Source organism: Pandoraea thiooxydans (genome assembly GCF_001931675.1).
Lineage (GTDB): Bacteria > Pseudomonadota > Gammaproteobacteria > Burkholderiales > Burkholderiaceae > Pandoraea > Pandoraea thiooxydans.
In genome coordinates, this window is sequence record NZ_CP014839.1 from 1,921,183 (window position 1) to 1,946,007 (window position 24,825).

At 61.5% G+C, this 24,825-nt stretch carries 26 protein-coding genes; 12 read left to right on the forward strand and 14 right to left on the reverse strand.

The window, feature by feature from the left end:
* Positions 1 to 133: 133 nt before the first annotated feature.
* Together PATSB16_RS08830 and PATSB16_RS08835 are read left to right on the forward strand one after the other, a co-directional pair.
* A complete protein-coding gene (locus tag PATSB16_RS08830; RefSeq protein WP_047213806.1) occupies positions 134 to 385 on the forward strand; it encodes a collagen-like protein in 252 nt (83 codons plus the stop codon).
* A gap of 112 nt (positions 386 to 497) precedes the next feature.
* Positions 498 to 1,094, forward strand: coding sequence for a BPSL1445 family SYLF domain-containing lipoprotein (locus tag PATSB16_RS08835; RefSeq protein ID WP_272481997.1), 597 nt, complete (start codon positions 498 to 500; stop codon positions 1,092 to 1,094).
* Between the two features lie 252 nt (positions 1,095 to 1,346).
* Here PATSB16_RS08835 and PATSB16_RS08840 read toward each other — a convergent pair whose 3' ends face one another.
* Entirely contained in the window at positions 1,347 to 2,066 is a 720-nt protein-coding gene (locus PATSB16_RS08840) for a Crp/Fnr family transcriptional regulator (RefSeq protein WP_047213808.1), read from the reverse strand.
* A 342-nt stretch (positions 2,067 to 2,408) separates the two neighbouring features.
* Here PATSB16_RS08840 and PATSB16_RS08845 point away from each other — a divergent pair, with 342 nt between their 5' ends.
* From PATSB16_RS08845 to PATSB16_RS08890, 10 genes are all read left to right on the forward strand, one after another.
* Positions 2,409 to 2,570, forward strand: a complete 162-nt coding sequence (locus tag PATSB16_RS08845) for a DUF1328 domain-containing protein (protein ID WP_047213809.1) — start codon at positions 2,409 to 2,411, stop codon at positions 2,568 to 2,570.
* 64 nt (positions 2,571 to 2,634) lie between these two features.
* Entirely contained in the window at positions 2,635 to 3,192 is a 558-nt protein-coding gene (locus PATSB16_RS08850) for a ferritin-like domain-containing protein (RefSeq protein ID WP_047213810.1), read from the forward strand.
* A gap of 140 nt (positions 3,193 to 3,332) precedes the next feature.
* Positions 3,333 to 3,515 carry a CsbD family protein gene (locus PATSB16_RS08855; RefSeq protein WP_047213811.1) on the forward strand — a complete coding sequence of 61 codons (183 nt, stop codon included), beginning with the start codon at positions 3,333 to 3,335 and terminating at the stop codon, positions 3,513 to 3,515.
* Between the two features lie 62 nt (positions 3,516 to 3,577).
* Positions 3,578 to 4,836, forward strand: a protein-coding gene (locus PATSB16_RS08860) for an IS3 family transposase (RefSeq protein WP_237170324.1) whose coding sequence is annotated in 2 segments (ribosomal slippage) — positions 3,578 to 3,917 and positions 3,917 to 4,836 — 1,260 coding nt in all. Because the reading frame shifts where the segments join, the coding sequence is not laid out codon by codon here.
* Between the two features lie 64 nt (positions 4,837 to 4,900).
* On the forward strand, positions 4,901 to 5,350 hold the full coding sequence (locus PATSB16_RS08865) for a PRC-barrel domain-containing protein (RefSeq protein WP_335645849.1): 450 nt from the start codon (positions 4,901 to 4,903) through the stop codon (positions 5,348 to 5,350).
* Positions 5,351 to 5,664: 314 nt separating this feature from the next.
* A complete protein-coding gene (locus PATSB16_RS08870; RefSeq protein ID WP_047213814.1) occupies positions 5,665 to 5,829 on the forward strand; it encodes a DUF3309 family protein in 165 nt (54 codons plus the stop codon).
* Between the two features lie 102 nt (positions 5,830 to 5,931).
* Positions 5,932 to 8,340, forward strand: a complete 2,409-nt coding sequence (locus PATSB16_RS08875) for a phosphoketolase family protein (RefSeq protein ID WP_047213815.1) — start codon at positions 5,932 to 5,934, stop codon at positions 8,338 to 8,340.
* Between the two features lie 416 nt (positions 8,341 to 8,756).
* Positions 8,757 to 8,972: a glycine zipper 2TM domain-containing protein gene (locus PATSB16_RS08880; protein WP_047213816.1), complete on the forward strand. Its 216-nt coding sequence runs from the start codon at positions 8,757 to 8,759 to the stop codon at positions 8,970 to 8,972.
* A 94-nt stretch (positions 8,973 to 9,066) separates the two neighbouring features.
* Positions 9,067 to 9,903 (forward strand): PRC-barrel domain containing protein, encoded by an 837-nt coding sequence (locus PATSB16_RS08885; protein WP_047213817.1) that lies wholly within the window; start codon positions 9,067 to 9,069, stop codon positions 9,901 to 9,903.
* Between the two features lie 3 nt (positions 9,904 to 9,906).
* Complete coding sequence (locus PATSB16_RS08890; protein ID WP_047213818.1) at positions 9,907 to 11,250, forward strand: glucoamylase family protein; 1,344 nt, start codon at positions 9,907 to 9,909, stop codon at positions 11,248 to 11,250.
* Positions 11,251 to 11,254: 4 nt separating this feature from the next.
* Here PATSB16_RS08890 and pgm read toward each other — a convergent pair whose 3' ends face one another.
* From pgm to PATSB16_RS08955, 13 genes are all read right to left on the reverse strand, one after another.
* Positions 11,255 to 12,910, reverse strand: a complete 1,656-nt coding sequence (pgm, locus tag PATSB16_RS08895; protein WP_047213819.1) for a phosphoglucomutase (alpha-D-glucose-1,6-bisphosphate-dependent) — start codon at positions 12,908 to 12,910, stop codon at positions 11,255 to 11,257.
* Between the two features lie 31 nt (positions 12,911 to 12,941).
* A complete protein-coding gene (locus PATSB16_RS08900) occupies positions 12,942 to 13,883 on the reverse strand; it encodes a 2-deoxy-5-keto-D-gluconate 6-phosphate aldolase domain-containing protein (RefSeq protein ID WP_047213820.1) in 942 nt (313 codons plus the stop codon).
* Between the two features lie 42 nt (positions 13,884 to 13,925).
* Entirely contained in the window at positions 13,926 to 15,575 is a 1,650-nt protein-coding gene (pgi, locus tag PATSB16_RS08905; RefSeq protein WP_047213821.1) for a glucose-6-phosphate isomerase, read from the reverse strand.
* A complete protein-coding gene (tal, locus tag PATSB16_RS08910) occupies positions 15,572 to 16,681 on the reverse strand; it encodes a transaldolase (RefSeq protein WP_047213822.1) in 1,110 nt (369 codons plus the stop codon). The genes pgi and tal overlap by 4 nt, the downstream gene beginning before the upstream one ends.
* The gene (locus PATSB16_RS08915; protein WP_047213823.1) at positions 16,678 to 17,394 is read right to left on the reverse strand and encodes an HAD family hydrolase; all 717 of its coding nucleotides are present in this window, start codon (positions 17,392 to 17,394) and stop codon (positions 16,678 to 16,680) included. Before PATSB16_RS08915 ends, tal begins: the two co-directional genes overlap by 4 nt.
* On the reverse strand, positions 17,378 to 18,778 hold the full coding sequence (gene zwf, locus PATSB16_RS08920; RefSeq protein WP_047213824.1) for a glucose-6-phosphate dehydrogenase: 1,401 nt from the start codon (positions 18,776 to 18,778) through the stop codon (positions 17,378 to 17,380). Before zwf ends, PATSB16_RS08915 begins: the two co-directional genes overlap by 17 nt.
* Positions 18,779 to 18,781: 3 nt before the next feature.
* The gene (gnd, locus tag PATSB16_RS08925) at positions 18,782 to 19,810 is read right to left on the reverse strand and encodes a phosphogluconate dehydrogenase (NAD(+)-dependent, decarboxylating) (protein ID WP_047213825.1); all 1,029 of its coding nucleotides are present in this window, start codon (positions 19,808 to 19,810) and stop codon (positions 18,782 to 18,784) included.
* 442 nt (positions 19,811 to 20,252) lie between these two features.
* Positions 20,253 to 20,468, reverse strand: a complete 216-nt coding sequence (locus PATSB16_RS08930; RefSeq protein WP_047213826.1) for a YXWGXW repeat-containing protein — start codon at positions 20,466 to 20,468, stop codon at positions 20,253 to 20,255.
* Between the two features lie 29 nt (positions 20,469 to 20,497).
* Positions 20,498 to 21,655: a DUF1501 domain-containing protein gene (locus PATSB16_RS08935; RefSeq protein WP_206093695.1), complete on the reverse strand. Its 1,158-nt coding sequence runs from the start codon at positions 21,653 to 21,655 to the stop codon at positions 20,498 to 20,500.
* Complete coding sequence (locus tag PATSB16_RS08940) at positions 21,652 to 23,046, reverse strand: DUF1800 domain-containing protein (protein WP_047216415.1); 1,395 nt, start codon at positions 23,044 to 23,046, stop codon at positions 21,652 to 21,654. The genes PATSB16_RS08935 and PATSB16_RS08940 overlap by 4 nt, the downstream gene beginning before the upstream one ends.
* 120 nt (positions 23,047 to 23,166) lie before the next feature.
* Positions 23,167 to 23,652, reverse strand: coding sequence for a periplasmic heavy metal sensor (locus PATSB16_RS08945; RefSeq protein WP_047216416.1), 486 nt, complete (start codon positions 23,650 to 23,652; stop codon positions 23,167 to 23,169).
* Positions 23,652 to 24,065 (reverse strand): hypothetical protein, encoded by a 414-nt coding sequence (locus PATSB16_RS08950; RefSeq protein WP_047213828.1) that lies wholly within the window; start codon positions 24,063 to 24,065, stop codon positions 23,652 to 23,654. The genes PATSB16_RS08945 and PATSB16_RS08950 overlap by 1 nt, the downstream gene beginning before the upstream one ends.
* Positions 24,062 to 24,616, reverse strand: coding sequence for an RNA polymerase sigma factor (locus tag PATSB16_RS08955; RefSeq protein ID WP_047213829.1), 555 nt, complete (start codon positions 24,614 to 24,616; stop codon positions 24,062 to 24,064). The genes PATSB16_RS08950 and PATSB16_RS08955 overlap by 4 nt, the downstream gene beginning before the upstream one ends.
* Positions 24,617 to 24,825 lie beyond the last annotated feature (209 nt).

A 24,825-nucleotide genomic window follows, 5' to 3' on the forward strand; every position in this document is an offset into this window, starting at 1 on the left:
GGAGTTGGTCTTCTTGCTCGCAGGCGCAGGCTTGGTCCGCAAATGCTGATGATTTCCGCCAGACGCTGATCCATTCCGGAAGAACACTCACAATCATGTCAGTGTTTTACGCAGGACAAAGGAAGAAATCATCATGAAAAATATCAACTTGATTGCGGCTGCGCTGTTTGTAATCGCGCTGAGCGCTTGTACCGGCCCGGCCGGGCCGCAAGGGGAAACCGGCAGCACAGGCAATACCGGCTACACGGGCGACACAGGGGCTACGGGCGCCACTGGCTATACCGGAGCGACCGGCAGCACCGGGGCCACGGGTGATACCGGTGCAACGGGCTACACGGGTGCGACCGGCGCAAAAGGCAATACAGTGATTGTCGTCCCGCACTAGCAAACCCATGCGGCGTCCCGCGGATCGTCCAAACACCGGAACCTGTTGAGTCGGCACGGGGCTTTGTCACAGCTTTATGTGCCCAGTGATCACCGTCCACGCGGTGATGAAAATGGAGAGCGTCATGCAAAAGAAAAGAAATCTTATGGTCAAATTGGCGATATCGCTGTACGTCGTCGGAACGGTGCTCGGCGGTTGTACCACCACGGGCATGACCGGCGTCGCCTCGACGGATAAAGTGCAACAGATAGACGCGAGCATGCAAACCACGCTCAACCGGCTCTACAGCACAATGCCGAGTTCCCGTGAGCTGGTCGGCAAAGCGCGCGGCGTACTGGTATTCCCGTCCGTGCTGGCAGCCGGTTTCATTATCGGCGGCGAATATGGCGAAGGCGCATTGCGCGTCGGGAATAGGACGGTCGGTTACTACAATACGGTAACCGGTTCGTACGGCTTGCAAATCGGCGCACAATCCAAGGCCATCATTTTCCTGTTCATGACGCAGGATGCCCTGCAGAAATTCCGCGACAGCCAAGGCTGGACCGTGGGGGCCGATGCCTCGGTGGCGGTCATCAAGGCCGGCGCAAACGGTGACATCGACGTGAACACAGCGACCGAACCGGTTGACGTCATCGTCATGACCAATCAGGGATTGATGGCAAATCTCAGCATTGAAGGCACGAAGATCACCAAGTTGAAGGTCCAGTAAGGCCGGCCGCATAACGGCGTGCGCGACAAGGGCGGCGGAGGTTGGGACTGGTAGCGGCCCCGACTGCTTGTCGTGCCGCATTTTGAAAAAAACCCACCAAAACGGTGGGCGAAATATTCCGCAAGGGGGTACGATAGAGCGGAACCGCGCTAGATTATCGCCCAATGAGTCCATGTGTATGTTCGGCAGCGTACATACGCGGGGGCAATGCGGATGACTTCAGCTCAATTCGGAGCCAGCCGGCAACGTTCGTCAATCGGCATGCGTGCTGGGGAGCAGGCGGTCGAACTCTCTCTTCACGACGCTATAGCATTCGCAAGCGCGCGCTTCGAGCCCCGGCCGATCCGTGATCGTAATGCAGCCCCGGCTGTAGTGAATTAGTCCAGCACGCTGCAATTTCCCCGCTGCTTCCGTGACGCCCTCGCGGCGCACGCCCAGCATATTGGCAATCAACTCCTGGGTCATGCGCAACTCGTTGGAAGGCAAGCGATCGAGGCTGAGCAGCAGCCACCGGCACAGTTGCTGGTCTAGCGAATGGTGGCGGTTGCACACGGCGGTTTGCGCCATTTGCGTGAGCAACGCCTGGGTATAGCGCAGCAGCAGATGCTGCAAGGCGATGGCACGGTTGAATTCCTGTTTCAACACCTGCCCAGGCAACCGGTAGGCATGCCCCGCGCTTTGCACCACCGCGCGATTTGGCATCGTCTCTCCGCCCATGAATAGGGCGACGCCAATAATGCCTTCGTTGCCCACCACCGCGATTTCGGCGGATGCGCCGTCGGCCATTACGTAGAGCAGCGAGACGATGGATGTGGTGGGAAAATAGACTTGATGCAGTTGACTGCCGGATTCGTAAAGCACCTCGCCAAGCGGCATGGCTACCAGTTCCAGGTGAGGTGCCAGACTTTCCAGCTCTTCGGTCGGCAAGACAGCCAGCAGATGGTTCTGATGGAAAGTGTGAGGGGCGGGCATGGGTAACTCCAAATGACCAGCTATTTCGTGACAGAAAGACCGTAGTATGTACGCCACCGTACCGACGGTGGCCAAGCCTGCCGCTAGGCTGATATCGGAAAAGCAGTGCCAGTCGAGCGGGCTCCGACGGCAATCGGATTCCTGTCCGATACATAGTGAGCTCGCGATACCTCCGCTAGTCGTGATTTACCGCTGCACTGCACTGCACTGAACATACCACACACGACGATCGACGTCGGCTAACTCTGGCCGGTTCCGCAGGCCGGCGGCTCACACCGGTTCGCGGCGTATTTTCCCTGGCCGAGCGCTTGCAAGGCTTTCCCCGCTTAAGGAGTACCCGCAATGCTTTACTACGCCGTTATATTTTTCGTCATTGCCCTGGTCGCCGGCCTGTTTGGATTTACCGGCATCGCCGCCGGCGCGGTAGGAATCGCCAAGATCCTGTTTTTCATCTTTCTGCTGATATTTGTGGTGACGCTTCTATTGGGCGTGGTCAGACGTTAGCAACACACACGATGAGGCAATTCGATCTCACATCAGGGCAGCCCATCAATAGCGAGGCAACAACATGCGTTCCAAGAGCAGAAAACAACATTCAGCCGACAATTTCGCCATGGATGTCAAAGCAATTCGCGCCAAGGCACGGCAACACCTGAACGCCGGTGCAGTGACCCAAGGTTATGCGGCCGACCGCGAGGTCGTCCTCAGACTATTGAACGATGCGCTGGCGACCGAACTGGTTTGCGTACTGCGTTATAAACGCCATCAATTCATGGCCAGCGGCATTCACGCCGAACCGGTGGCTGCGGAGTTTGCCGCCCATGCGGGCGAAGAACAGCAACATGCGGATCGGATTGCTGGTCGGATCATTCAATTGGGCGGTGCACCTAATTTTTCTCCCGATGGACTTGCGCAACGCAGTCATTCCGAGTACGTGGAAGGAACGGATTTGCGAGACATGATCACGGAAAACCTTGTAGCCGAACGCATAGCAATCGACAGCTATCGTGAGATGGTGACTTATCTCGGCGATCGAGATCCGACTACGCGTCGCATGATTGAAGAAATACTGGCTGTAGAAGAAGAACATGCTCACGATATGTCAGACCTTCTTGAAAAAGAATGAGCAATACATTTCAAATTCATTGTCTATGTGCCCCGGCGAACAGACTTCGCCGTGCTTCGGGTCCATGATGAATAAACTGATCGAATGACATCAAGTCAAGCGTTCCGTAGTTTTTGGACATTAAATGTCTTGAGGTTGTGATGAACAAAGATCAAGTGAAAGGCCGCGTAAAGGAAGTAACGGGCAACGTCAAGGAAACGACAGGGAAGGTGACCGGTGACGTGAGACTCGAAGAAAAAGGCAAGCTGCAAAAAACTCTTGGCAAGGTTCAAACGAAATACGGCGACATCAAAAACGATCTTAAGAAGGATCGTTTGAGATAGCCCCTTGATTCACCGGACACGGTCTGTACGGTATCCTTTCGGATAGGAGTAAGACTGTGAATATGACTAGAAACACGCAAGCCATCGAAGTAGTGACGGTTTCCCAAGAGCGGCGGCGCCGGTGGTCAGCGCAAGAAAAGGCTTCGCTGGTCAAGGAAACGTACGAGCCTGGTATGAGCGTCTCGTTAGTCGCTCGTCGGCACGGTATTAGTGCCAGCCAGCTGTTCAACTGGCGAAAGCTCGAGCGCGAAGGCGCACTGGTTGCGGTGCATGCGGGGGAATCAGTGGTGCCTGCGAGCGAATTAGCGGCGGCCCGCGCCCAGATCGCCCAGTTGCAACGCATGCTGGGCAAAAAGACGATGGAAGCGGAAATTCTGCGCGAGGCGGTCGAGATAGCGCGCGAAAAAAAGTGGATTGCGCGCTCACCCTTATCGGACAAGGACGGCCAGTGAAGCCGGTTTGCGTTGTCCTCGGTGTAGCGCGCTCGCATGTTGTTGATCTTCTGAAACGCCCCGCAGATTGGGTCGATGCCCGCGTTCTGGCCAAGGCCGACCCGATTGGCGACGCGATGATTGCCGATGCCGTGCGCGCCGAAATTACGGCATTGCCAACATACGGCTATCGCCGCGCCGGTGCTTTGGTGAACCGCACGCGCAGCCTGATAGGCCTGCGCCCCGTGAACCATAAGCGCATGTACCGGGTGATGAAGGAGCAAGGGTTGCTGCTACCGAAATCGCCAAAGCGGCGTGACAGCGGTCGTCCTCACGCGGGCAAGGTAGCGGTCGAGGAATCGAACCGGCGCTGGTGCTCGGACGGCTTCGAGATTGCTTGTGAGAACGGCGAGGTGGTGACCGGCGTGTTCATGAAGGACTGCTGCGATCGCGAGATCATCTCCTGGCGTGCCTGGACCGGCCGCGGCCTTCCGGGCGAGCCGGTCCGTGACATGATGATTGAGGCGGTCGAGGCGCGCTTCGGCACAGCTGACGAGCGCGTTGTGATGGTTGAGTTTTTGAGCGATAACGGCGGCGCCTTCCGCGCGAACGAAACGCACGCGTTGGCGCGCGCGCTGGGCATCAAGCCCGTGCACACGCCGGTGAACAGCCCACAATCGAATGGAATGGCGGAGAGCTTTGTGAACACGTTCAAGCGCGACTACGTCGGCAGCATGGACCGCAGCAGCGGGGCCGCCGTGTTGGCTCAACTGCCCGGCGCATTCAGGCATTTCAATGAGGTTCATCCTCATTCAGCGCTGGGCTATAAATCGCCGCGCATGTTTAGGAAAGAGCGAAGGCGCCAGGCTCTGGAAAATGGCGCTAATTAGGCTGTCGGACTGTGTCCGGTAAAAGCGGGGCAAGATCACGTTGAGCCACGGCGGATAAGAGGTAATGAAAATGAATTATGAAGATCGCGATACCTATGGCATGTACAAGGGGCGTACCGGCATGGCGCCCGGGCCCGACGCACGGCGCGGCCCCGGCCCCGAACTGATGGGCGCAGATACACTCATCGGAAACGATGTTTACAACCACAAAGGCGAAGACCTTGGACAGATCAAGGACATCATGCTCGACATGCGCAACGGAAAAGTGGGTTATGCCGTTCTTTCCTTTGGCGGCTTCCTGAGCATGGGGGAAAAGCTGTTCGCGGTGCCATGGAGTGCCTTGACGCTGGACCTTAACAACAAGCGCTTCGTGCTCCATGTTGAGAAAGACCGTCTAAAACAGGCTCCCGGATTCGACAAGGAAAAGTGGCCGGATATGGTGGATCAGGCGTGGGCAAAGGAAATCCACTCTTACTACGGCACCAGACCTTATTACGACGAACCCCTGCTCTAGAGCGCATCGACTTTCGAAAAGGGTTCGCGTTGCCGACGGTTTGCGCAGGAGGTTATCGTGAAATTTGCCCGCAATCTGATTTTGACGATCGTGACAGTTGTCCTCGCGGGGTGCTATTGGGGCCCCGGGTACGGAGGAGGGCCCTACGAGCACGATGGTGGTTATGACCACGGTGACCAGCACATGAGGCGAGACGAATCTTCCCATCGACAAAACCACGATCAAGGCATGCCCGATAAAGACCGTCCCGCGTACTAGGCAGGTCGATATCAATGTGGCTGATTGCGTTGCAGCCGGAATAACGGAGATAAATCATGACAATCGGACTGGGAACCATATTGCTGTTTATTGTGGTTCTCCTGCTTATCGGCGCATTCCCCACCTGGCCGCACAGCCGCGGATGGGGTTATAGGCCGAGCGGACTGCTCGGGCTGGTGCTGATCATGCTCGTTGTCTTGCTAGTGATGGGACGCTTATGAGCTTTATTGGCTGACTTGCCAACTTTCCCGGCCAGTCAATCGCCGTAGTGCCCAACGAAATGGGGCCCGGGAGGGTGAACGAGCCCTCAGGAGCATGGCCGCATGACATCTCGACACCCCGCGGGGGCCCAACCGATCACCGACGCTGCGGCGCTGGGGGCCGACGAACTTGGCAGGATTGACGCTTATTGGCGCGCTTGCAATTACCTGTGCGCCGGAATGATCTACCTGCGCGACAACCCGCTTCTAAGGGCGCCGCTTCGCCCCGAGCACTTCAAACGGCGGTTGCTTGGACATTGGGGGTCCGACCCTGGCCAGACCTTCACGTGGGTGCACCTGAACCGCGCCATACGCAAATACGATCTTGACATGATTTACCTGAGCGGCCCCGGCCATGGGGCACCGGCCGTCATTGCCAACTGCTATCTCGAAGGCACCTACTCGGAAGTCTATACGGACAAGAGCCAGGACGAAGCCGGCTTGCTCAAACTCTTTCGCGCCTTTTCATTTCCGGGGCAGCTCGGCAGCCACTGCACGCCGGAGGTGCCCGGATCGATTCATGAAGGTGGCGAACTGGGCTACAGCGTATCGCATGCCTTCGGCGCCGCCTTCGACAACCCCGATTTGATCGTCAGTGTGGTCGTCGGCGACGGCGAAGCAGAGACCGGGCCGCTGGCTACCTCGTGGCACTCCAACAAATTTCTCAATCCGATTCGCGATGGCGCCGTGCTGCCGATCCTGCATTTGAACGGTTACAAAATCGCCAATCCCACACTACTGTCTCGCATCACGCCGCAGGAACTCGAGGACCTCTTCAAGGGTTACGGCTGGACGCCATACTTGGTCGAAGGCGACGCCCCCTCATTGATGCATCAGCGGATGGCAGCCACGGTCGATGCCTGCGTGCGGCAGATTCGCGCCATCCGGGCCGAGGCCCGACGTACCGGAGAACCCAAGAGGCCTCGCTGGCCAATGATTATCCTGAGATCACCCAAAGGGTGGACTGGGCCAAAGGAAGTGGACGGACACCGGGTGGAGGGCTCCTGGCGTGCCCACCAGGTACCTGTGCCGGATGTCCAATCGAACCCCGAACACTTGCGGATCGTCGAGCAATGGATGCGCAGCTATCGACCCGAGGAATTGTTTGATGAGCATGGCACGCTGGTAGCTGAGCTGCGGGATTTGCCACCCAAGGGGGCGCGCCGCATGAGCGCCAACCCACACGCTAATGGGGGAAAGTTGTACAAGCGATTGGATCTCCCGGGCTTTCGCGACTATGCGGTGCCTTCGAGCAGTCCCGGCACCAAGTCGGCGTCACCCACCGCGACCCTGGGCAAATTCCTGCGCGACGTGATGCGACGCAACATGAATAACTTTCGTCTTTTCAGTCCAGATGAGAACGCCTCCAATCGCCTTCAGGGTGTCTATGAAGTCAGTTCGAAGACTTGGCTTGCGGAGATTCGGCCGGAAGACGCCGACGGCACGGACATCTCTCCCGACGGTCGCGTGATGGAAATGCTCAGCGAACATACCCTCGAGGGCTGGCTGGAAGGCTATCTGCTGACGGGACGCCATGGCATATTCAACACCTATGAGGCCTTCGTCCATATCATCGATTCAATGTACAACCAGCATGCGAAATGGCTCGAAAAGGCAAAGCTGCAATCCGCGTGGCGCCCGCCCATCGCCTCGCTCAATCTTCTGATTTCATCATTGGTATGGCGCCAGGATCACAATGGCTTCACACATCAGGACCCTGGCTTTCTGGATTTGGTGAGCAACAAAAGCGCGGAAATCACGCGCATTTACCTTCCACCCGATGCGAATTGCCTGCTCAGCGTGGTCGATCATTGCCTGCGCAGCATGGATTATGTGAATGTGATCGTCGCCGACAAACAGCTTCATCTCGTCTACCTCGACATAGAGGCCGCGATCGACCATTGCACCAAGGGTATCGGCATCTGGAAATGGGCCAGTAACGACGGCGGCGAGGACCCCGATGTGGTGATAGCGAGTGCCGGTGACATTTTGACTCGCGAGGCGCTGGCCGCCGTCGCTATCTTAAGACAGCATTTCCCCGACATGAAAATTCGCTTCGTCAATGTCGTTGACCTGTATCGCCTCCAACCCGACACCGAGCATCCCCATGGCCTTTCCGATAAGGATTTCGATTCGCTATTTACCAAAAACAAGCCTGTGATTTTCAATTTTCACGGCTATCCGTGGCTGATTCACAAATTCACTTACCGCAGAGCCAACCATGCCAATATTCATGTGCGCGGATACAAGGAAAAGGGCAACATCAATACACCGCTCGAGTTAGCCATCAAGAATCAGGTAGACCGCTTCAATCTGGCGATCGACGTCATCGACCGGGTGCCGGGGCTGCAAGGCCACGGCGCACACCTGAAAGAATGGTTGAAAGACCAGATCGTCGCCAACCTTCTTTATGCGGACACCGAGGGCATCGACAAACCCGAAATCCGGAATTGGCAGTGGCCGGCCACTTGAATCTGCCGGTGATCCGTCCAGGTGCCCTCGAGACTCGGGCTTGACCGCCTTGTGCTATGTTGCTGACGGGACCGGCGACGCGCGATGAGATCTCGGCCGCAGACGGCACCCATAATCCGGCGCGCCGTGTTACCGGCGCTCGCAGACGGTATTTTTGAGCAGCGTCACGCCATCCGTATAGCCCAACTCGAGATCAAGAATCTCAGGTCAATCGCCATCTTCAACTATGTGTGCTGCCGTACAGACCCGATATGATGATGGGTCTAAAATTGCTTGGATGGGAAGAAAATAAATTATTCAACTTCCTTCAATCAATTATCCGAACTATATAAAAAAATATTTAATATTTTGAAGCGGATATTCAGCGTCGAATTTGGCGCGATCTCGTGCCATGGGGCAATACAAGGAGTATCGAAATGAATAACTCCCGTGCATTTTCAATCAACGCGGCTGTATTTTTCATCGCAATCGGTCTCGCCGGTTGCGCGGGCATGTCTCGACAAGGCCAGGATACCGTGGCCGGTGCCGGGGTCGGCGCGGTGGCCGGCGCCGTGCTCACCGGCGGCAGCGCCTTGGGCACCGTCGGCGGCGCGGCCGTGGGCGGCCTGGTCGGCAATCAGGTCGGCAAATAATCATTGAGCTGGCCGGCGGATTGATTCCGTGCGGTATGCCGTGTCCGGTCATCCGGGTTCGGCAAGCGATATCGGACCCTACTGGAACAAGCCAATGCTGCACAACGTGAAGGAATTGCTCGGCTGTCATATTCATGCCAATGACGGCGAAATCGGCACGGTCAAGGACCTGTATTTCGACGACGAGCGCTGGGTGATACGCTACCTCGTGGTAGAGACCGGCACATGGTTGGCCAGCCGCCGTGTGCTTATCTCGCCGATCTCGGTGCGCGACACGACCTGGGTCGATAACGTGATGCGTGTGAGCCTGACACAGCGGCAAGTAAAGGACAGCCCGGACATCGACACCGACAAGCCGGTGTGTCGTCAGCATGAAGTTGATTACCACAATTATTACGGCTATCCGAACTATTGGGAGGGCGCGAATCTGTGGGGCGCAAGTATGTATCCGGTGATTCCCTGGGTTGACTCGTCAGCTGGCGTGGAGACGCTACGGGAGTCCCGTGAGGCCGCGGTTGCCCACGAAATGCAAGCGCGGCTGACACTCAAAGGAGAGCCGGCCGACCCGCACCTGCGCAGTTGCGATGAAGTGGCCGGCTATGAGGTGCTGGCAACCGATGGGCTGATCGGCAGAGTGGCTGATTTCATTTTCGACGACAAACACTGGGCGGTACGCTATATCGACGTCGATACTCATCGCCGGATGCCGGGCAAACATGTCCTGATCTCTCGGGCCTGGGTCGATCAAGTCAGTTGGACCGAACATCAGGTGTTGGTGGACGTCACTCGCAAAGCGGTTGAAACCGGTCCGGCATATGAAGCCGGGCATCCGCTCACGCGCCAGCAGGAGGCCAATCTTCACGAACATCACGAACGCGCTCCATACTGGCCCTTGACCGACGTTCAGGAGTGTGCGAGGCTCGAACCATAAGCGATGAAACTCTCCACGGACGCCGAACTGCACTTGCTGCAGCAGGAAGCGTTCTCCTATTTTTTGCAGGAAGCCAGTGTCGTTAACGGCTTAATGCGCGACAAAACCGCTCCCGCTTGGCCGGCCAGCATTGCGGCGACCGGGTTGGCGTTGTCGGCCTATCCGGTGGGTGTGGAGCGCGCAATGATGGCGCGCGACGCTGCGGTCGAGCGCACGCTCAAAACGCTTAGATTCTTCTGGAACAGCCCGCAGGGTCCCGAACCGGATGCCACCGGCTATCACGGTTTTTTTTACCATTTTCTCGATATGCAAACCGGGCGGCGCGCCTGGCAATGTGAGCTATCCACAGTGGATACCGCATTGCTGCTGGCCGGCGCGCTCACCGCCGGCGTGTACTTCGACGCGAACACGGCCGACGAGCAGGAGATCCGCGCGCTGGCCGATGCGCTCTATCGGCGTGCCGACTGGGCTTGGGCGCAAAACGGCGGCGATACCGTAACGCATGGCTGGCGCCCCGAAAGCGGTTTCATCGAATACCGCTGGGAAGGTTATGACGAGGCATTGCTGCTCTATATCTTCGGAATGGGCTCGCCTACCCATCCGCTACCCGAGCGCTGCTATGCCGCGTGGACGTCGACTTACGCATGGCAAAACTGCTACGGTATCGACCATCTCTACGCGGGGCCGCTGTTCACGCATCAGCTCTCGCATCTTTGGATCGATTTTCGCGCTATCCAGGATGCCTTTATGCGCGATAAAGGTATCGACTACTTCGAGAATAGCCGCCGCGCGACCCAGGTGCAGCGTCGGTATGCGCTCGACAATCCGCTCAAATTCAGCGGCTATGGCGATTGTTGCTGGGGCATCACCGCCAGTGACGGGCCGGGTCCCGAGACGCTTGAGGTTGGCGGCATCGAGCGCCAGTTTTTCGGCTACCTCGGCCGCGGTGCGCCCCAGGGGCCGGACGACGGCACGCTCTCGCCGTGGGCTGTGGTCGCATCCCTGCCGTTTGCCCCGGAGATCGTCTTTCCTGTGATCGACCATTTCATTTATCACGCGAAATTGAAGCGCACGAATCGCTATGGCTTCACAGCCTCCTTCAATCCAACGCACCCCGGAAAACCCGCCAATCCCAATGGCTGGGTGTCGCCATGGCACTACGGCTTGAATCAGGGGCCGATCGTGCTGATGATCGAAAATTATCGAACCGGCCTGCCGTGGGAATGGATGCGGCAGTGCGGCTACGTCGCGAACGGCCTGCGGCGCGCGGGTTTCACGGGCGGATGGCTCCGAGCGCAGCTTAGAGGCACACGCCTCCCGCGGGTTCCATGCGACACACGGCTATGACGGACTATGTCTCGCCGACCGCGCCAAGCGCCTGATCCACGATGTGCTGGGCTTCGGTCAGAATGTCGCGCAAATGCGCTTCGCCCCGCGAACTCTCGCCATAGATCTTGTAGATATTTTCGGTGCCGGACGGACGCGCGGCGAACCAGCCATGCTCGGCAATCACCTTGAGACCGCCGATCGCCGCATCGTTGCCCGGCGCGCGCGTGAGCACCGCCTGAATGGGTTCTCCGGCCAAGGATTTCGAATTCACTTGCCGGGGCTCCAGTTGCGCCAGCCTGATTTTTTGCGCCGGCGTCGCGGCGGCTTGGACCCGGTCGGCGGCCAGCTCGCCGAACTGGGCCGTCAAGTCACGGTAGATCTCGCCTGGATCGCGCTCCATGCGCGCCGTCATTTCCGCCGACAGCAGGGCCGGTATCAGCCCATCCTTGTCGGTCGTCCAGGCCGTACCGTCGCGCCGCAAGAAACTTGCTCCCGCGCTTTCTTCACCGCCGAAGCCGAGCGTGCCATCCAGCAAGCCCGCGGAAAACCATTTAAAACCGACCGGAACTTCATGGAGCTTGCGCGCGAGCTTGGCGCACACTCGGTCGATCATCCGCGTGCTCACTACGGTTTTGCCGATGGCGGCGTCCTTGGGCCAGTCGGGACGATGCTGGAACAGGTAGTAGATGGCCGCCGACAAATAGTGATTCGGCGGCAGCAGTCCGGCCTCGCGCGTAACGATGCCGTGCCGGTCATGGTCGGTGTCGCAGGCGAACGCGATATCGAAACGATCCTTCAGGCCAATCAAGCCCTGCATCGCATAGGTGGAGGACGGATCCATGCGGATCCGCCCATCCCAATCGACCGTCATGAAGCGAAAAGTCGCATCGACGGCGGGATTGACGACGCTCAGATCCAGCCGATAGCGATCGGCGATCGCCGGCCAGTAATGGACCCCCGCGCCGCCCAGTGGATCGACGCCCATGCGGATATGCGCGCCGCGGATCGCATCGAGGTCGATCACGTTGCCCAGGTCGCCCACGTAGGCATCCAGAAAATCGTACTGATGCGTGGTCGGCGCCTTTTCCGCTTGCGCCAACGTCATTCGCTTGACCTCACGCAGGCCGCCCTCGAGAATGTTATTGGCCTGCTTTTCGATCCAGCCGGTGACATCGGTGCCCGCCGGGCCGCCATGCGGCGGGTTGTATTTGAAACCGCCATTGTCGGGTGGATTGTGCGATGGCGTAACGACGATACCGTCGGCCAGACCCGTGCTGCGTCCTCGATTGTGATTGACAATGGCCAGAGAAACCGCGGGGGTCGGCGTGTATTCACCGCCGGCCGAGACCATGACGTCCACGCCATTGGCAGCCAGCACCTGCAGCGCGCTGGCAAAAGCCGGTCCGGAGAGCGCATGCGTGTCGATGCCAATGAATAGCGGGCCGCCGATGCCTTGCTGGCGGCGATATCGGCAAATGGCCTGGCTGATGGCCAGCACATGGGCTTCATTGAATGAGCGCTCGAACGCGCAGCCGCGATGCCCGGAGGTGCCGAACGCGACGCGTTGCGCCGGGATACTCGGATCGGGCAGGTCGCTGTAGTATGCCGTGACGAGCTTGGCAATGTCGACCAGCAGCGTCGGCGGGGCTGGCTTACCGGCCAGGGGGCTGATTTTCATGGATTGCGGTTCACTCCCATCGGCTAGCCCATTACCCGATTGTCAAGGGCTGGTCGGATCCAGCGTGTCGCGCCTGCTCGAAAATTCGCACCCATTCAAGATAGCGCTTGGCAATGCTTGCGGCTGCCTCCTGGCGCGTCGTTTTCTGCGCCAGATAATCGGCGAGCGCTTGCCAAAAACTGGTGCGCCCCACCGCGAACCCGATGAATCCGCGCACGCTCGCCGCCGTGCTCAGCCAGTGCGTTACCCTGACCTCATCCGCGCCGCGCCCAAGCACGATGCAACTCACGTCGTCGCGCCCGTTGCGCTGCACGGTTTGGACAATCTGCTCGCAATGCTGGCGCCGATCGAGCCCTTCGATCTTCCACACATCGGGCTCGACGCCTTCGTTCTGGAAAATTCGAATCGCCCGGGACATCAGCTCGGGCCGCAGCTGTTTGTCATATGCGTCCTTATCCTGTTCGACGCGTTTCATCTGCGCGGCGGTTGCCGGCACCAGCAATTCGAACATGAACAGTTGCTGCGCGGTGCCGCAATACACGGAGAGTTGCTTGATGCGTGCGATCTGCCGACGATTGAGCGCGGCATCACCCTCCGGGTTGTAGCGCACGAGAATTTTCGCGAAGGTCGGGCTGAACGTTTCGATGTGCGCGGCATAATTCTCGCCGTATTCGAATTCGAACTCGTCGACACCGCTTTTCTCGACCGAGAGCGCGGTGGTGTAGCCACGTTTCGCGGCATCGCGCAAAATGGCGGCGCCGAACTCCTCGTCGACCAGCACCGCGGCGCACGCGGCCGGCAGGCCTTTCGCCAAGGCTTGCTGGAAGCCCTCGTAAATCAACTGCTTGCTGTCGATCACCGCGTCGCGCTGCGGTAGCGTGAGCGGCGCGCTGAATTGGAACAGACCGCTCAAGTACGATTGGCGATGATCGAACGGCAGCAGATAAAGCGGTTTGCGATAGCCTCGTTGCATGATCGTTTCCCCTTGAAGGGCGAGTCGCGTCTTACGTCATTGCTAGCGCCTCTTCAACTGGCGGTAGCGCCGAATTAGCGCATTGGTCGAACTGTCGTGCCGCAGCATCGGCTCTTGCGGGCTTTCCAGCTCCGGAATGGTTCGCTCGGCCAATGCCTTGCCAAGCTCCACGCCCCACTGGTCGAACGAATCGATTTGCCAGACGGCGCCTTGCGTGAAAACACTATGTTCGTAGAGCGCCACCAGGCGGCCCAGCGTTTCCGGCGTCAGGCGTTCCGCGAGCAGCGTGTTGCTGGGGCGATTGCCCTCGAAAAGACGATGCGGCACCAGCCAGTCGGGCGTGCCCTCGGCCTCGACTTCGGCCTGCGTCTTGCCGAACGCGAGCGCTTCGCTCTGGGCGAACAGATTGGCCATCAATAGATCGTGATGACGCGCCAGCGCATTCAGGGGCTGGCAAAAGCCGATGAAATCGCACGGAATGAGCCGGGTGCCCTGATGAATCAACTGGTAGAAGGAATGTTGGCCGTTGGTGCCCGGCTCGCCCCAGTAGATCGGTCCGGTCTGATAATCGACTGGCGCGCCGTGCAGCGTCACGTGCTTACCGTTACTCTCCATCGTCAGTTGCTGAAGATAGGCCGGAAAGCGCTTCAAGTACTGCTCGTAGGGCAGCACGGCAACTGTCTCGGCGCCGAGAAAATTGTTGTTCCATAGCGCGATCAGACCCATCAGCACAGGCAGGTTCCGTTCGAAGGGCGCCGTGCGGAAATGCTCGTCCATCGCGCGAAAACCCGCCAGCATGGCGCGAAAATGCTCGTCGCCGACGGCCAGCATGGTCGACAGGCCGATCGCCGAATCCATCGAGTAGCGCCCGCCGGCCCAGTCCCACATCGCGAACATGTGGTCGGTGTCGATGCCGAATTCGGCGACGCCCTTCGCATTGGTCGATACCGCCACGAAGTGCTTGGCGACCGCGCGCTCGTCCACGAGCTTGTTGAGCAGCCAGGCGCGCGCCGACCGCGCATTGGTCAGGGTCTCGAGCGTTTTGAAGCTCTTCGAGCAGACCACGAACAGCGTCTGCTCGGGCTTCAGGTCGCGCGTGGCCTCCGCGAAATCCGTGCCGTCGATGTTCGAAATGAAGCGAACAGTCATGTCGCGCCGGCTGTAGTGGCGCAGCGCCTCGAAGGCCATCACCGGGCCCAGATCCGAGCCGCCGATACCGATATTGACCACGTTGCGGATCGGCTCGCCGGTGTAGCCGCGCCATTGCCCGTCATGAATCCTGCGCGTGAAGGCCTCCATCTTCTCGAGCACCGCATGCACTTGCGGCACTACGTCCTCGCCATCGAGCATCACGCTTGCATCGCTGGGCGCGCGCAGCGCCGTGTGGAGCACCGCGCGCTGCTCCGTAGCGTTGATCTTCTGCCCGGAGAACATCGCGTCGATGCGTTCGCGCAGACCGCGGCTGTCGGCCAGTGCAATCAGCAGCGCCAACGTCTGCGCCGTAACACGGTTCTTCGAATAATCGAAATAGAACCCGCAGGCCTCGAGCGCCAGGCGCTCGCCTCGCTTGGGGTCGTCGGCGAACAGCTGCCGCAGATGCTGGCCGCGCAGCGTCTGGCAGTGCGCCTGCAGCGCCTGCCAGGCCGGGCTTTGCGTTAACGTCGGCGAGTGTGTCTGCACAGCGTCGCTCATGGTTGACCGTTCTCCTTGGTGTCGGTTGAGGCGCCTGCCTGAACGCTCTTGGTTTCAATCGCATTCATCAGATCTTGCCAGGACTGCTTGAAGGATTGCGCGCCCTCGCGCTGCAGCTCATCAGCCAGCGCCACGATATCGATACCTGCCTTGGCAAAGTTATCGAGGGTTGTTTCGGCGTCGCTGCCGTCCTCCTGCATCACGCCGATCAGCTCGCCATGCGCGGCGAACGCATTCAGCGTCTTCTCCGGCATGGTGTTGATTGTGTAGGGCGCCGCCAGCGCCTCGACGTAGTAGGTGTCCGAGATCTGCGGATCCTTCGCGCCCGTGCTTGCCCACAGCAGACGCTGGGGCAGGGCGCCCGCGTCGGCAAATCGAGCCCACGCGGCCGAAGCGAAACGCTCACGATAGGCCTTGTAGGTTCGGCGCGCGATCGCGATTCCCAGGCGATTGCGTAGCGCGAATGGCACCTTGCCGGCGACGGCTTTGTCCCAGCGGCTCACGAAGATCGATGCCACGGAGTTGACCTTGGGATCGAGGCCGGCGCCGATCCGCCGCTGAATGCCGCGCCAATAAGCATCCGCCGCCGCGACATATTGCTCGCGCGAGAACAGCAGCGTGACGTTGACCGGCACGCCGGCGAAGATGGCCTCTTCGATCGCACGGATGCCCGCGGGCGTGCCGGGAATCTTGATGAACAGATTGGGGCACCGTGCGCTGGCGTGCAAGCGCACGGCAGCGTCAATCGTGCCGGCAGCATCATCGGCCAGCAATGGCGAAACCTCGAGAGAGACCCAGCCATCGACGCCGCCGGTGGCGTCGTACGTCGGGCGGAACAACGCCGCGGCCCGCGTAAGGTCTTCGATGGCCAGTTCGAAAAACAAGGCTTCGCCCGATTCTCCGTCTTTGACTTTCTGGCGAATCGCGGCGTCATAGGCGTCGGTGCGCCCAATGGCCTGGTCGAAAATCGTCGGATTGGATGTCAAGCCGGTAACGCAAAATTCCTTGCGGTAACGATCGAGCGTGCCGCTGTCGAGCAATTCGCGCGTGATATTGTCGAGCCACAGGCTTTGGCCCAGCTCGTGCAATTGGGTCGTGGCATTCATGGTTGCCTCCTGATCGTGCGTTCCTGTCCGGGCGCGGCACCGTTCATTGCGTTGCCCGAAAAATCGTGATTAAGTAATTCCCCGATGTGTTCGACCGTCAGATCCGCCGACGCGTATCTGGCAAGATTCGCGGGATCGCGCGCGTAATGGCCCTGACGCGGGAATACCGTGGTCAGACGCTCCTTCCAGGCTGTTTTCATTGCTTCCAGAATGCGTAATTTGTCGTCCACCATGACGTAGCGGCGTGCTGGATACCACCGCGCCACGTCGTCAAACCGCTGTTCCTTGTGCACATAAATCAATACGCGGCCCTCGACCGCGTCCCACAGGCCCGAACGCTGCACCTTGCGCGGCTGGAAAACGACGTCGCCGTCGGTGAGGATAACCGTCCTTCCCCAGGCGCCCAGATGCGCGATGACCTCCAAGGCGCCCGCGTAGAGCAAATCCGCGAAAGGATAATCCATCAGGAAAGCCGACATCAATAACAACTTTGGGTCGTTCATGTCGGTCAGGCGGTAGCGCTGCAGCGCGCCAAGATAGTCGACGTAGCCCGACTCGGCGCGCAACGCCTCGAGAATCTCCCGGTACCGGTCACGGTTTTCCACGCCGAATTCCCGCGCGAGGTGACTCATGAGTTCGCCTCGCAAGCGATCGTTGTCGAGCAGCGTATTGTCGACGTCGAGCAGAAAAACGGTTTCATCGTGCGCCGCCATCGTTCTCCTCCGGGGAAATCGGGTTGTGCCAGCCGCCCGTGCCGGCGACGATTTCATCGGCCTTGGCCGGCCCCCATGTTTGCGGGTCGTACAGTTGCACCGGCACGGCATTGCCCAGGATCGGAGTCACCGCGCGCCACGCTGCCTCGATGCTGTCGTAGTGGGCAAACAACGTGGCGTCGCCGCGCAGCGCATCGCCGAGCAGGCGCTCGTAGGGCAGCATCTCGTCACCCGGGTGGCGGTGGGCGACGATCTCCGATATTTCCCCGGCCATCGCTTCCCCCGGTATCTTGGTGCGCGTGCCGATGGCGATCAGCACGTCGGGATCGATCCGATACCGCAAATAATTCGCTTTTCCCGGTGCGGCCGTATCGAAAACCGCCGGCGTCGGCGTCTTGAGCGTAACGACCACTTCGGTAGCGCTTACAGGCAACTGCTTGCCCGCGCGAATGTAGAACGGCACGCCCCGCCAGCGTTCGTTGTCGATGCAAAGGCGCAAGGCAACGAACGTTTCCACCTGCGATTCCGCGGCCACGCCGGGTTCGTTGCGATAGCCGTGGAATTGGCCGCGCACGGCGTGGGCCGGCGAGATCGGCTGCATCGCCTCGAAGACCCGCAGCTTGGCCTCGCGCAAGGCGTCGGGATGATTGCCGGCGGGGGGCTCCATGGCGAGCAGCGAAACCACTTGCAGCAAATGGTTTTGAACCACGTCGCGAATTGCCCCGACTGTCTCGTAAAAACCGCCTCGCCCCGCCACGCCGAACGCTTCGGCCATGTTGATCTGTACGCTGGCGACATAATCGCGGTGCCAGACGGCCCCAAGAAAGGTATTCGCGAGACGGAAATAGAGCAAATTCTGCACCGCCTCCTTGCCGAGGAAATGATCGATGCGGAAAATGTCGCTCGGCGGGAAATGCCTGGCGAGCAACCGATTAAGCGCTTGCGCTGACGGCAGATCCCGGCCAAATGGCTTTTCCACGACCAAGCGCGCGTTTTTGGCGCAGCCCGAGCGGGAAAGGCCGGTCGCGACGGCTTCGAACAATTCGGGCGGCACGGCGAGGTAATGCAGCGGATGCGCGGCGTCGCCCAGCGCGGTGCGCAATTGCCGGTAGGTGGCATCGTCCTGGTAGTCGCCGCCAATGTACTGTAGCCGCGCCGCCAGCTTTTTGAACACCGGCTCGTCCAGTGTGGCGTGCGACTCAATGCTTTGGCGCGCCCGCGCGATGAATTGATCGATCGACCAAGCTTCCTTGCCCAGACCGATGACCGGCATGTCGAGGTGGCCGTCGCGCATCATGGCCTGCAAGGCGGGAAAAATCTGCTTATAGGCCAGATCGCCGGTCGCGCCGAAGAAGACAAAAGCATCCGACTGAAAGGGCGACATGCGCTACGCGCCCGGTTTGGCGGCGGGTTTCTCGGCATGTCCGCCGAACTCGCTGCGCATGGCCGACAGAATCTTGTTGGCGAACTCGGCGTCGCCACGCGAACTGAAGCGCTCGTAGAGCGCCGCGCTCAAGACCGGCGCGGGCACCGCCTCTTCGATGGCGGCCATGATGGTCCAGCGGCCTTCGCCGGAATCCGACACGCGGCCCTGGAATTTTTCCAGCGTCGGGTCGCCTTGCAGTGCATCGGCCGTCAGATCGAGCAACCACGAGCCGATCACGCTGCCGCGCCGCCAGACTTCTGCGATTTCCGGCAATTCGAAATGATATTGATAGTACTCAGGATGCCTGAGCGGTGTCGTCTCCGCATCGGTGTCGCCCGAGCGCGTGCCGATGTCGGCATTGCGCAAAATGTTCAACCCTTCGGCGTAGGCGGCCATCAGGCCGTACTCGATGCCGTTGTGGACCATCTTGACGAAATGCCCCGCGCCGTGCGGCCCGCAATGCAGATAGCCTTGCTCCGCGGTCCCTTGGTCCTGGCGCCGGCTCGGCGTGGCCGGCGCGGCGGCGGCTCCGGGTGCCAGGGCAGTGAAGATCGGGCGCAGATGCCGGATGACGTCCTTCTCGCCGCCGATCATCAGGCAATACCCGCGCTCCAGTCCGAACACGCCGCCGCTGGTGCCGACGTCGACATAATGCACGCCGCTCGACGCCAACATCCTGCCGCGCCGGATATCGTCCCGATAGTACGAGTTGCCGCCATCGATCACGATGTCGCCGGGCTCAAGCAGGGGCATCAGCCTGGCCAACTCGTCGTCGACCACCGCAGCCGGCAGCATTAGCCAGATCGCGCGCGGCTTGCCAAGCCGCGACACCAGATCCGCCAGCGATTGCCCGCCCACGGCGCCTTGCGCCTGCAGCGCCTCGACGGCTTGCGGATGCACGTCGTGCACGACGCACTCGTGACCATGGTTCATCAGGCGCCGCGTCATATCGCTGCCCATGCGGCCCAAGCCAATCATGCCGAGTTGCATCGTCAAGCTCCTTGAAATTATGAGAACGGGCGCGAATGGCCGCAAGGCGCTGCCGCATGAACCGCAGCAGCCATCAAAGACCGGCGAGCTTCGCGCAGTGCCGACGCGCTTTTCCTGGGGGGACCCGCTTGACACGCATCGTTGCGGCCTCGCAAGACGCAGCGCAGGCGCGTGGCAACCGCCTCTATACGATACGGTAAGTTGAATATCTATTATGTACGCTGCCGAACAAAGGCGCTGTAACGAATCGTTATTGTGGTTGACACACTCCGATTCGTGCCTGCCCCGGTGGCCGGCGCGCGCCGGACAGTGCAATATCCGCGACGTCGGGCCGTCGATAACACGGCCCGGCAAGCGATGCGCGAGCGGAAAAAAGATGCTCCGCCAACGGAGCATCGATGGGATGGGAGGCGCTAGTGCGACGCGCAGGTCAAGGCCGCGATCAGGGCACCCAGTGGCCGCGAACCCAAACCCAGCGATAACCATTCCATCGGTAGTGACCGCGTACCCAGTGATAGCCGGGCACCGGCGCGACCGGCACCACTTCGACGCGCGGCGCGGGTTGGGGTGGGCGCGCGGGTGCCACGACACAACCGCCGAGCGCGGCACAGCAGGCCAGCGCAAGGCTCCAGCGGCTCATGCGGGGACGACATTTCATCGAGACTCTCCTGGCAGGGACGAAAAAATTCAGGTTCGCATCAAATCGCGCGGCGCGCCGCGCATGTCGGCGGCGGGAAACAGCGTGTGCGCGACCCGTCCGGTATCCAATCGCAAGCTTTGCGCGGCGGCCGCGGCGATCAACGCATCGAGCGCGGTAGTCGGCTTGAGGTCGCGATTCTGGTACAGGGCACCGGCGCCGAGTCCCGGCCAGTCGCCCAGGACCCGCCCGCCCTTGACTGCGCCGCCCACCAGCATCGCCACCGCACCGGTGCCGTGATCGGTTCCGCTCGTGCCATTGGCAGCGGCGGTGCGGCCGAACTCGGTCGCCACCAGCACCGTCGTATTGCCCCACACGGGGCCCAACTGATCGCGCAGGGCTGCGAGCATCGTGTCGAGCGCCTTCAGGCGTGCGGCAAGACGCGGATTCTGCGCATCGTGCGTATCCCACCCGCCAGTCTCGATCATGGCGATGCGCGGCCCGTCGGGGCGTGCCAGGAACTTCGCCGCCAGCTTGCCGAGCCCGGCCGGATCCTGCCGCCCGCGCATGTCGCCGGCCAGCGCCTGGGTTTGCATCGCCGAGGCCCACAACGGATGGAGTTGCGCATCATGCTCATAGAGCTGCGACACGCGCATCAGTAAATCATCGGGCGCCGATGGCAATGCCGACGGCGCGTAGGACGCCACTTCGACGCGGCCACGCAGCGCCAGCGGCACTGTCGGCGCCAGCGCAATCGCCCTCTCGCGGCTCTTCGGCAGCAGCGTCACCAGCCGGTTGAGCCAGCCGTCCTTGAGCTGGTAGGGCGCGGTGCCGCCGCTTTCCAACACGTTCTGGCCATCGAAATGCGAGCGCTGCCGATAGGGCGAGGCCACCGCGTGCACGAACAGCGCCTGCCCGGCCGCGTACATCCTGCCGGTCTCCACCAGCGACGGATGCAGTGCGAACAGGCCGTCGAGCTTGATGGCGGAGGCCGCGTCGATTGCCAGTTCGGCGCGCAACCCCGCATAGGCTGGATCCCCATACGGCACCACGGTGCTCAACCCATCGGCAGCGCCGCGCTGGATCACGAAAACGAAACGATGCTCGGTCTGCACGTTGGCGAACACGAGCTGGGGCGACACGAGTATCGCGCCGGCACCGGCGGCCGTGAGCGAAATGAATTTGCGGCGGGTCACCATGGCGGCTATCTCCTGAGAAAATCCGGCGACACCAGCAACAGCGACAGACCGGTCGCTGCCGTATCGGCGTGCGCCACTGCCGTCGCGGTCGACGCACTGAGCGAGCCGAGCAGCAGCGTCTTGCCCAGCGCGCGCGGATCGCGCCGGTCGCCTACACGGGCGGCCAGGCGTCGCGCAAACTCGACGCGGCGCACCAGCGCATCGGGCGCGGCCCAGCTGGCCGCGATGTCGTCGTAGCCGGCGGGCGATCCGGGCTGCCACACCGGTTGCCCCAACTGGCGCAGCAGCGGCGCGGCGTGCATTTCGCCCAGATGCGCAAAGCCGAGGCCTCGCCATGACGAAATCGTCCATTCCCACGGCGTCTTGAATTTTTTGGGGTTCGGCGACCACGCCTCGGGCGCCTCGACCAGGGTGCGATAGACCGCCGGCAGATCGCCGCGGCTGCGCAAAAAGGTGTCGGTCAGACGGCTCACCAGGGCCGGCGGCGGCGTGTCCGCGACAAAATGCCGAGCCAGCTCCTCGGCCAGATGGCGCGCCGTGGCGGGCGATGCGGCAAAGTCGCGCAGGATCGCCAGCGGCTGCGCCTCGCCGGCCTGATCGTAGGTTCGCCCCATGACGTGGCGCGCGCCTGGCTCATGCAAAGGCGCCCGAAAAACGAAAGTGCCGGGCGCGCGCCCGGTCCGCTCGGCTTCCTGCGGCCGGACGATGCTCCAGCCGGTCAGCGCGCGCGAGAACTCCGTCACGTCGGCCTGCGTATAGCCGCTGCGCACGCCAAGGGTATGCAACTCCATGATTTCGCGGCCGAGGTTTTCGTTCAGCCCGAACCTGCGTCCCGGGTGCAGCGCCTGGGCACGCCGCGCGGCCATGCTGTCGGGCCCGATCGAGTTGGTCTGATTCAAAAAAATCTGCATCGCCGGATGCCGCTCGACCGCCAGCAGCATATCTTCGAAGCGCCCCAGCACGTGCGGCCGGATCGCCTCGGTCTCGAAGGATCCGGCCAACCCCGCGACGACGGGGTTGTCGGCCGACACGGCCAAGTGATTCGACCAGAAGTACACCAGCCGCTCGACGAACGGGGCCGGGGTGTTCAGCGCATTCTCCACGCGCGCGGCGACGGCGGCACGATAAGCCCCGCGCATGGCCTGATTCAGCGCCTTTCTGGCCGCCGGCTTATCGATCGCGGGGCTTTGCCGGATTTGCTGCCGGCGCGCGCCCAAATCGGTCGCCAGGGCAACGCTGCCGGGCTGGCTCGCCAGCGCCGCAGGCGTTGCCTGATAGGCGTCGAACTGCCGCAGCAACCACGCCTTGGGCCGCGCCGGCGCGGCTTCGTCGGCGCGTGCGCCCAGGCCGAAACGATTGACGGCGATCGCCGCGGCCGTCATGCCCGACAGGTTGGTCACGTCGATCATCAAATGCTCCTTCGACCGGTTGTATTGCCATTAAACGTGGCAGTGCGCGGAATCCGTCGCCAAATTTCCCCTGCGTCGCTTCGTCGCTCCACCGCGCCGGCGCGATCCGGGTCAGTCGCGCGGCGCTCGCCGCTTCGGCGGCCGGCGCCACTGTCCGCTGCGGGTGAGCCCTTCGGCAAACAACTTGCGCTGCTCGGGCGGCAGGCTCGCGGCATAATCCACCACGCTGTTCTCGACGCGGGTGCGCAGCGCCATGTCGGCCTGACGCGTGCGCTCGAGGGCGGCGTCCAGCGCATTGCGGTCGAGTTGCGGCGCGCCCAGCAAGGCGAGCACTTCGCGCCGGCCCTCGCGTCCTTGCAGGGCAAACTCACGTGCGCCCTTGCGCGCGGCCTTCAGGGCGGCGATAAACTCCTGCTGGCGCTCCGCTGGCAGTTCGTCGGCCGCAAAGCGCAGCGCGGCGCGCGGCGGCGCATGCGCGACCAGGCCAGGGCGATGTGCGGTAAGCCATTGATAGCCCCCGCCGACGATGCCGCCGAGCAAAAAGGCGTTCAGTATCAGGGAGCCCACCAACATGAGCTTCACGGTCCGATCGTTCATCATCCCCCCCATTGCTGCACGGAGCCGCTGAACGAGGTCAGCGGCTCACCCCCGTAATGCCCCGCCGCCGGTTCGTTACTCACAAGAAAAAACGACACGATGAGCGCGCCGGCCAGCGCGCCAGCAACACCCGCCCCCGCGAAAATGGCGCTCGACCACCAGATCTGCGCACGCTCGATCAGCATGCGCTTGGGTGCGCCCGCAACAATGCGCCGCATCAGCGCGCTGTCGGGCGGCGCGACCCGGTGCGCGGCGAGCAAATCGTCCAGGCTGGCGGCCGCGGCAAGCATTTCGTCGGCTGCGGCGCGATGCCGGGCGGCCCAACGCTGCGCATCGACACGTTCGTCACGGGGCCAATGGCGCTCATCGGCGCCATAGGTCTCGACAAGGGTCTGAAATCTTTCTGGCGTCATGGCAAATCTCCCCCGGCACCCTGCAGTTGCGCGCGCAGGCCCCGGCGTGCTCTGGCGAGCAGGCTCTCCAGCGCCTCGACGCTGACGTTCATCAAACTCGCCGCCTCGATATTCGACAGCTCCTGGTAATAGCACAGCACCAGTGCCTCGCGCTGGCGGACCGGCAGCGCAGCCAATGCCGCCTGGACCTGCGCGCCGCGCGAGCGCGCCTCCCACGCCAGATCGGGGGGCGCGGCAGGGTCGGCGCCGTCGGGCAGATCGTCGCGCGGCTCCTCGCGCTGCCGCCGCAGGCGGTCATAGCACAGGTTGAGCGCCACGCGGTGCAGCCAGGTATCGAACCTCGCCTCACCCTCGCGCCAATGCGGCGCCTGCTTCCACACTCGCGCAAATACGTCTTGCGCCACGTCTTCGGCTTCCATCCGGTCCCCCAATAATCTGGTCGCGAGCGCGAGCAGTCGCGGCAGCTTCTGCGCGACCATGGTCCGGATAGCTACCGGATCTTGTTTTCCGACGCGCGCGAGCAACTCGGCGTCAGGATCTCGTTCGCTCAATGCGTTTATTCCCGCGCCATCCAGCGCGCAAAGGGTGGTTATTCAGGTGGCGATCCGTCGGTCGCGCCGATCGGCCGGCATAGCCCCCCGGGGCGCCGCAGTTCGCCGGCCGTGCGGTATTGTCCGGCAGCGATCAATACACCACCACCCGCGGCCGGTAATACACCGGCCGGGCTGGCACGACCACACAACCGGCCAACGATATCGCC